The organism is Chryseobacterium koreense CCUG 49689 (genome assembly GCF_001045435.1).
GTDB classification, from domain to species: Bacteria; Bacteroidota; Bacteroidia; order Flavobacteriales; family Weeksellaceae; genus Kaistella; species Kaistella koreensis.
This window is the reverse complement of the sequence record NZ_LFNG01000040.1, coordinates 1-7,326: the sequence shown is the minus strand read 5'-3', so window position 1 is coordinate 7,326 and position 7,326 is coordinate 1. Positions and strand designations below refer to the sequence as shown.

The window sequence follows — 7,326 nt, the reverse complement described above, 5'->3', positions numbered from 1 at the left end:
CTTTAAATATTGGCTTTTTTGGCTTTTTTGTTTACTGTTATATTATTACAAATAGTTTAAAGGGGTGTAAATTCACCTTGTTTATTTTTTACATATTGAATTTTTCCTCTTTTTCTGACCGTTCTGCTTGTTTGTTGAAGAATTTTATCTTTTTGATAATTAACTATTAGAGTGGTAGATTCTATTTCTTTTATCAAAGACTGCACATTGAAAAATGGCGGAATCATTTTTTTTCTTAGGTCATCCATCTTTCGTTTGTCTTTATTCTCTACTGCTATATAATATTCTTTCAGAACTTCTTCCCTGTAACTGCTATTTGTAGGAATCATCGTAAGAACCGCAGCATCAATAGCATGATGCGTATGTTTATCTCTGCTTTTTATTTCATCCTGCTCCTGAAAGCCAAATATTTTTCTGAATTCTGCGGTTATACTACCTTTTTGTACAGCCACTTTTTTAAAATAAAGTTTTAGATATTCTCGTGCATATTTACTTACCATTTGTGTATCTACCAACTGTCTTCTTGCCCAGCTGTCTTTTATTTCTTCTGCTTCAAAACGATTTAGTTTATCATTCCAATATTCGAAGTGAAGCTTAAAATAATGCTTATCCTGAATTCTTTTATTTTTCGAATTTTCATCTTCTGCGCCTTTTGCTCGTCTTCTGGTCTCATACTGAATTTTATAATAGTCTCTCAATTTTCTCCAATTATCAAGTCTAGGCGAAATACTGGTTCCATTAGGAGTATCTTTAGAAAAGTTTTCACAATAAAAAGGAGTCCGGGCAGCTTTTATGTCTCTATTATATTTTGCAAATGCAACAGTTTGATTTGCCATCGTATTATCTGGTAAAATACTTCTCGGAATAGTATGCTCTACATCAATTTCATTTGAGAATAACTGCGATATAGAAATCATCTTTCCAGTGTACATACATTGTCCTTTTTGCTCCGTCCACAATTCATATCGTTTTACATCTTCTTTTTCTCTGAGGATGTCTAACCTATTTTTATTTTGAATTTTATTCCTGCTTTCATCTTCAGTTTCTTCAAAAATCTGTTCTGTCCAAAGCTCAAATAAAGGAATATTATCTTCTACATTAAGTGTTCTGCTTTCTTCTTCATTGTATTGTTCTAAAAATTTTCGAATTTTTTCACGATTATCTCTGCGTTCCTTTTGATACCTTTCTATCGCGGCTCTTACATTATTATCGTTGAGTTCTCTTGCGAGTTCAACAGTTACTTCTGTTTCCTGGTCGATTTCTCCATTTATAATTAATTCATTTAAAAGCTTCCTCACAATACTCATCGATTTGTTGAACATTGGATTTTTGATGCTGTCGATATACGGGATCGGAAGGATTTCCCTTTCTGTATCTTTATATTTAGGCAAATATTTTTCTCCGGTTTTAAAATTTACATGTAGGTTTTTGTTGTACAAATTCTCTCTGTTGGAATGATGATATAGCTCGCCATTAAGATTAATATTTTTTTCTTTTAATAATGAATTAAAAATTTCTGTAAGCGTTTCAGTTTTTCTGTAAGCTCTTTTCTGATCATAGAAATAATCCTGATATTCCAAAGCAACTTTTTGAATGATGTCATCCTGATTCTTTGTTTCATTCCAAGTTTTATCTCCAAAATGATTTCGGCAGGCATTTTTTACATCTTCTACATCCTTTTCAGTAATCGTATATGAAAAATCTTTATAAGCGAAAGATCCATCTTCATTACCGTCGATAGTTGCTCTAGTTTGACCTTTATGCTTATCAATCAAGTTATTTGATATTGATGCAATCATTAGTTTCTCTTGGTAGCGTTTATTACTTTCTTTCAATACATCCAAAATTATTTGTTTAAATGATTTCCAGTCAGCACCAATCAAATAAGGAATTTTTGCAAGTACAACAGCTTCATTGTATAAATATCCTTCCTTCAAAAAAGGTATAATTTTACAAATTGCTTTTAGGCTGACATCAGAATAGCCTTGTAAAAATTTTCTCTTTAATTCTACTAATGGCGAAACAGAGATATCTTCTCCTTTTCTTTTTCGGATGACATTTTCGATGACTAATTTCTCTTGACCAAACTTCTCTAAATGCTGTTCGTCAAAATCAAAAACGATGTGCCAAATATCATAAATAGAATATCCTCCTTTAATCTTTGGCGCATTACCTATATTAAACTTTTCAATATCCAGCAATGCTTGTTGTGCGGAATCTCCAAATAAGTAAATTAGACTTTTGCATATAGGCATTCCGGCTACAGAAGTTTCGTATTGATTATTTTTAGGATTAATGGGATAATTATACTTGTAAACAGAAACACTATGCTTGTCCAAAAATTTTTTAATTTCCTGAAACTTAAAATTTCCATCTTGTTTTAAAAATAAATCAATAAATAATTTATTTCTTAAATCTGAATTTAAACTTTGCTTTTCACCATTAGTATCAAAATATTTTATGGTATTGATGAACTGCAATGCTCTGAAAATCTCAAAAGCGGGATGTGAAATAGGACAACGAAGTTTTGAAGGTTCTAATGTGCATTTTCCAATATTTCCTTTCTGACTTTTTAATGGTCTTTGCCAAATAATTGCTTTCCAAAGATTTTTTACAAATTTATCCGCATATTCGCCTTTGTCATTTAGATCAGTAGAATATCCTTGCGATTCACAAATAAGTTCTAATTCCTTTCTATACTCTTCTCTATACGGATATTGATTTCTTGCTCGTTCACCTTTATCTAAAAAACCTTTTACTAAAGCTTCCGCTACAGTGCGGTTTCCATCTAATGCACTTTGGAAACCACTTTCTCCACGTCGCTGAATTTGCTTTTCAGTTTCCTGATCTCTTTCGCCAATATCTTTATAACCTCTCCTCTGAACTAAATGGTACAACGCCCTTCCAAATTCGTGCTTACTTAAATTACTATCAAGAGATTTAACACGCAACTCGTATGGGTTTTTATATTTTTCACCATTTTGATAAGTGAAATCACAGGCAAGCCATTTTAAAAATTGCTCACTCTCAGGAAATTTCCTTTGTTTTCCCTTTTTATAATGACACCACTCATTCATTTCGGTTTCAGTTAAAGGAACATAACCATTTAAGAGAACCTTCAGTAACTCCCATTTTCTGTATTTTCTTGCCCTGATTAAATTTCTTTTGGATCGAGCCTCTCTGCGATCTTTTGTAGGCGAAGTATATCCACCAGACTGCCCTTTTGACATGCCTGTTTCAAATGTGACTACTCCTTTTTTATTTTTATCGATAAACCATCCTAATGACGAACTTCCTATATCTAATCCAATTTTTTTCATAAATTATTTGTTTATTAAAATATTTTTATACATTTGTATACGAAAGACAATTCACAACAAGGCTATAAGCCGTAGAAAAGTTTTCTAGGTAACTGCTTCTGGTAGTTGCCATTTTTTTTTGACTTTTTATTTATAAACCCTTATGAAAGACGAACCAGTCGAATTAGTTCCCAAATCCAATCCCAACACTGTTTTTTTCATAGCTGTTTTTATTAGCTTTCTAAATTAGTAAAAAGATTTCAACCAATATTACGGGAAACCATAATAGAAAATTTTTTACTATAAGGAAAGCCGTTGTGAAAACATTCAAGGCGGGGCAACTCGCCTTTTTATTTGTCAAAAAATCAAATCTATTCGTGCACAAAAAAAGCCCAACCCTCAGGTTAAGCTCTTTTTATATTAATTTTTTACATCTTATTTTTAATCAGCGCCTCAAGCCGCCCCATCATCTCATCTTTTTCTTTCAGCATCCTTTCGTACAAAGCGATTTTTTCGTCGTGAATTTTCATCAACTGATCTACAGGATTAATATTCTGGATTTCTATTTTATTATTAAACATGGCATTATCAGAAAAGGTACAAGAAATTAAATTCACCGCCTGCTCCTCATCAAAATTTTGAAAAGCCTCTACAGGAATCTTAAGTGCCCCGGAAATCTTTTGGAGTAATAACACATCAATTTCATCTCTCTGTTCCAGTAAAGAAATTTTCTTCTGATTCCAGTCTTCACCCAAATCGAACGCCAGTGCTTCCTGCTTAATACCCAGCATTTCTCTGAAGCGTTTTACATTCCGTCACTGATGTACTTTCTTTTCCATAGTCCTGTTATTTTACTTAAAACGTAAAGTTAGCAAATAATCTGCTAATGGCCACGGTCACAGCATAAATAATCCTCTCCGGTAGTCAGGACAACAATACGATCCTACACCAAAATGATAATTCCCCGAATTTAACGCACCGACCGCTAGCCAAATTAAATGTTTGCGGAGAATTAGACAGAGACCCGCAACCAATGAAATTAGGACGTGCTCTACATAAGCACTTCATCCGTCTGATCAAACCTATCGATTCACCCACTCACATTGCACCCTTCTTGCCTATAAGTCCAATATAACTCCAATATAGATCCATTATAACTCTAATAAACTATTGGAGTTATAATGGATTTATAGTGCTTGAAGAATATGGAAAATCAATCCGGAGCATAACATTACCGCAACTCAGAAGAAAAAAGCCAAAAAAGTAAGATGGGAAATGGTGCAGATGACGGCCGAAAGAAACTCCCTGCTTTTTTATCAGAGACCTTAAAGTAAGCAAGTTACATCAAATATTGGACATTACCAACCCTAATTGCTTCGTCATGTAAGGAGGTCGCAAAAATAAAAAACCCTTTCAGTTTCTGAAAGGGTTTGGCTATAAAAATGAAAAAGTAATCTTAGACTTTTAAATCCCCATTCACTTCTCTTACTGCTTTGGCAGCGGTTGCAAATTTTTCTTTTTCGGCATCTGTCAATGTAATATCTACAATTTTTTCAACACCGTTTGCGCCGATAATTGCAGGTACACCCAGACAGATATCGGACTGACCGTATTCTCCATCTAAAAGCAGTGAGCAAGGAATCATTTTCTTTTGATCGCAAAGGATTGATTGCACCATTACAGATACGGCGGCACCGGGTGCATACCATGCAGAAGTTCCTAATAGTTTTGTTAATGTAGCCCCACCCACTTTAGTTTCTTCGGTTACAAAAGCAATTTGCTCATCATTCAAAAACTCTGTTACCGGAACGCCATTTCTTGTGGCTTTACTTACCAAAGGCAACATACCGGTGTCGCTGTGTGCTGCGATCACCATTCCGTCAACATCAGAGATCGGACATTCCAAAGCTTCCGCCAATCTATATTTAAAACGTGCGGAATCCAGCGCCCCACCCATTCCTATAATTTTATTTTTTGGAAGTCCCGAAGTTTTATGAACCAGGTAAGCCATGGTATCCATTGGATTAGAAACCACGATGATGATGACCTCCGGTGAATGTTTCACCAAGTTTGCGGCAACTTCTTTTACGATTCCGGCATTGATCCCGATGAGTTCTTCTCTGGTCATCCCCGGTTTTCTAGGAATTCCGGAAGTGATCACCGCCACTTTAGAACCTGCAGTTTTGCTGTAATCACCTGTTGTTCCGGTGATTTTGGTATCAAAACCATTTAAAGATGCGGTTTGCATCAAGTCCATTGCCTTCCCTTCCGCAAAGCCTTCCTTGATATCTACCAAAACAACTTCGGAAGCGAAATTTTTCATCGCGATGTACTCGGCGCAACTCGCGCCAACTGCTCCTGCACCAACTACGGTAACTTTCATAATATATTTTTTATTGTTATTAAAGGTATCATGAAACCTTTTGGCTTCATCATTAATTACACTCCTTCATTTAATTAAAATGAGTATCACAAATTTACAAAATCTTCAAACGCTGAACAAAGGTGAGTCGATATATTTGTACATAAAAAAAGGGCTGCACAAGGGCAGCCCAGTTCTATTTATAAATTTCATTTACTTTTTAATGATTAGCTTAATCATTTTTTCAATCGTTGAAGTTTTCACTTTCAACAAATAAACTCCATCTGTCAGATTCGGATTATTGTAGTTGAAAGTAACGGTATTACCATTCCAACTGGCCAATCTTGACAAATCATCCAACATTTTTCCTGAATAATTATAAAGCTGAGCAGAAATAGTTTTTCCTTGATCCGTATCGAATTTCAGGTTGATCTCCCCTCTTGTAGGATTTGGATATAAGGTAACTTTAGCTTCCTGCACTGTGGAATTTACTTTTTCAGGTGTTGTGGCAATAGGTTTTGCATAGTTTACACATGGACAAGCCAAATAACCGTTATTGGTAGTACCATTGTCGAAATTCTCATTGATACTTGACACCACACTATTTATTGCTGATGGCGTCATTTGAGTTGAAGTACCTCCAAGAATTTGATTGGCAAGTGTCAAGACTTGATTTACTGTGTATCCAGCTAAAGGTCCTTGAAGCACTATCATATCTCCTAATGCGGTATCTGTGTTAGGTGCCCAATTAGGATTGGCCGCATCAAATCGAACATTCAGCGTCAATGCAACTGTTTGGCTCGCAAGCGTATTTTTCGGACATGGTGGGTTAACGGCTAAACCTGTTCCCAGAATAGCGGCTGTTCCTCCATTTTTGATGTAGGTTCGGATCGCATCTGGTGAAGTCAGTCTAACTTTTCTGCTTCCATCACCAATGGTCAGATAGTCTGGGCTGGTAAATACAGAAGCAAAATTTTTGTTCAAGTACATACCGTTATTTCCACCATTTGCTGGTGCGCCCCAACCTCCTTGGGTAATGGTCTTACCTTGGCAAGATTTCAGCTTCACAGTGACAGCAACCGTTTTATCACAACCCACTGAATCTGTTACTATTGCAGTGTAACTTCCTACACCTAAATTAACAGGGTTACCTGTAGCTACTTGGACTCCATTTTGGAACCATACCACGGTGTATGGTGATGTTCCTCCAGTGATAGTCAAAGTCACCAGGGATGTTCCTCCGTAGCAAAGTACATCTGGAGCATCAACGGTAACAGCTATTGGCAATGCCGTATTAACTACGAAAGATTGCTGAGCTGTTTGACATCCATTTGCATCTTTCACATAATAAGTGTGGGTTCCACCTGCAACATTATTTTGAACATAAACACCATTGACAGTCGCAATTAAATTTCCATCCATATATATACTGTATGGTGCGGTTCCGCCAGATGGGGTAAATGTTACACTTGTTGTTGAGGCCGAACAACTAATGATACCTGGATTTGCTGTAATGCTAAGTTGTTCTGGATTGCTTAAGCTCACCGCGTTGCTGGTAGCAGGACAGTTGTTGCCATCCTTAACCTTCACGGTATAGGATCCTGTCGCGTGGGTAACGTAGGTGCTGCCGCTCGCGTTGGCGATCAACGTGTTGTTAACGTACCA

General features: G+C 36.0%; 4 protein-coding genes. All 4 read right to left on the bottom strand.

Going from position 1 to position 7,326, the window contains the following annotated elements; all coding sequences use genetic code 11:
• Window positions 1–56 precede the first annotated feature (56 nt).
• The gene (cas9, locus tag ACM44_RS14330; protein ID WP_048500746.1) at window positions 57–3,320 is read right to left on the bottom strand and encodes a type II CRISPR RNA-guided endonuclease Cas9; all 3,264 of its coding nucleotides are present in this window, start codon (window positions 3,318–3,320) and stop codon (window positions 57–59) included.
• 407 nt (window positions 3,321–3,727) lie between these two features.
• The gene (locus ACM44_RS14325) at window positions 3,728–4,090 is read right to left on the bottom strand and encodes an XRE family transcriptional regulator (RefSeq protein WP_241477197.1); all 363 of its coding nucleotides are present in this window, start codon (window positions 4,088–4,090) and stop codon (window positions 3,728–3,730) included.
• A 665-nt stretch (window positions 4,091–4,755) separates the two neighbouring features.
• Window positions 4,756–5,682: a malate dehydrogenase gene (locus ACM44_RS14320; protein ID WP_048500745.1), complete on the bottom strand. Its 927-nt coding sequence runs from the start codon at window positions 5,680–5,682 to the stop codon at window positions 4,756–4,758.
• Window positions 5,683–5,874: 192 nt separating this feature from the next.
• On the bottom strand, window positions 5,875–7,326 hold a 1,452-nt coding region (locus ACM44_RS14315; protein WP_048500744.1), incomplete at its 5' end, for a T9SS type A sorting domain-containing protein.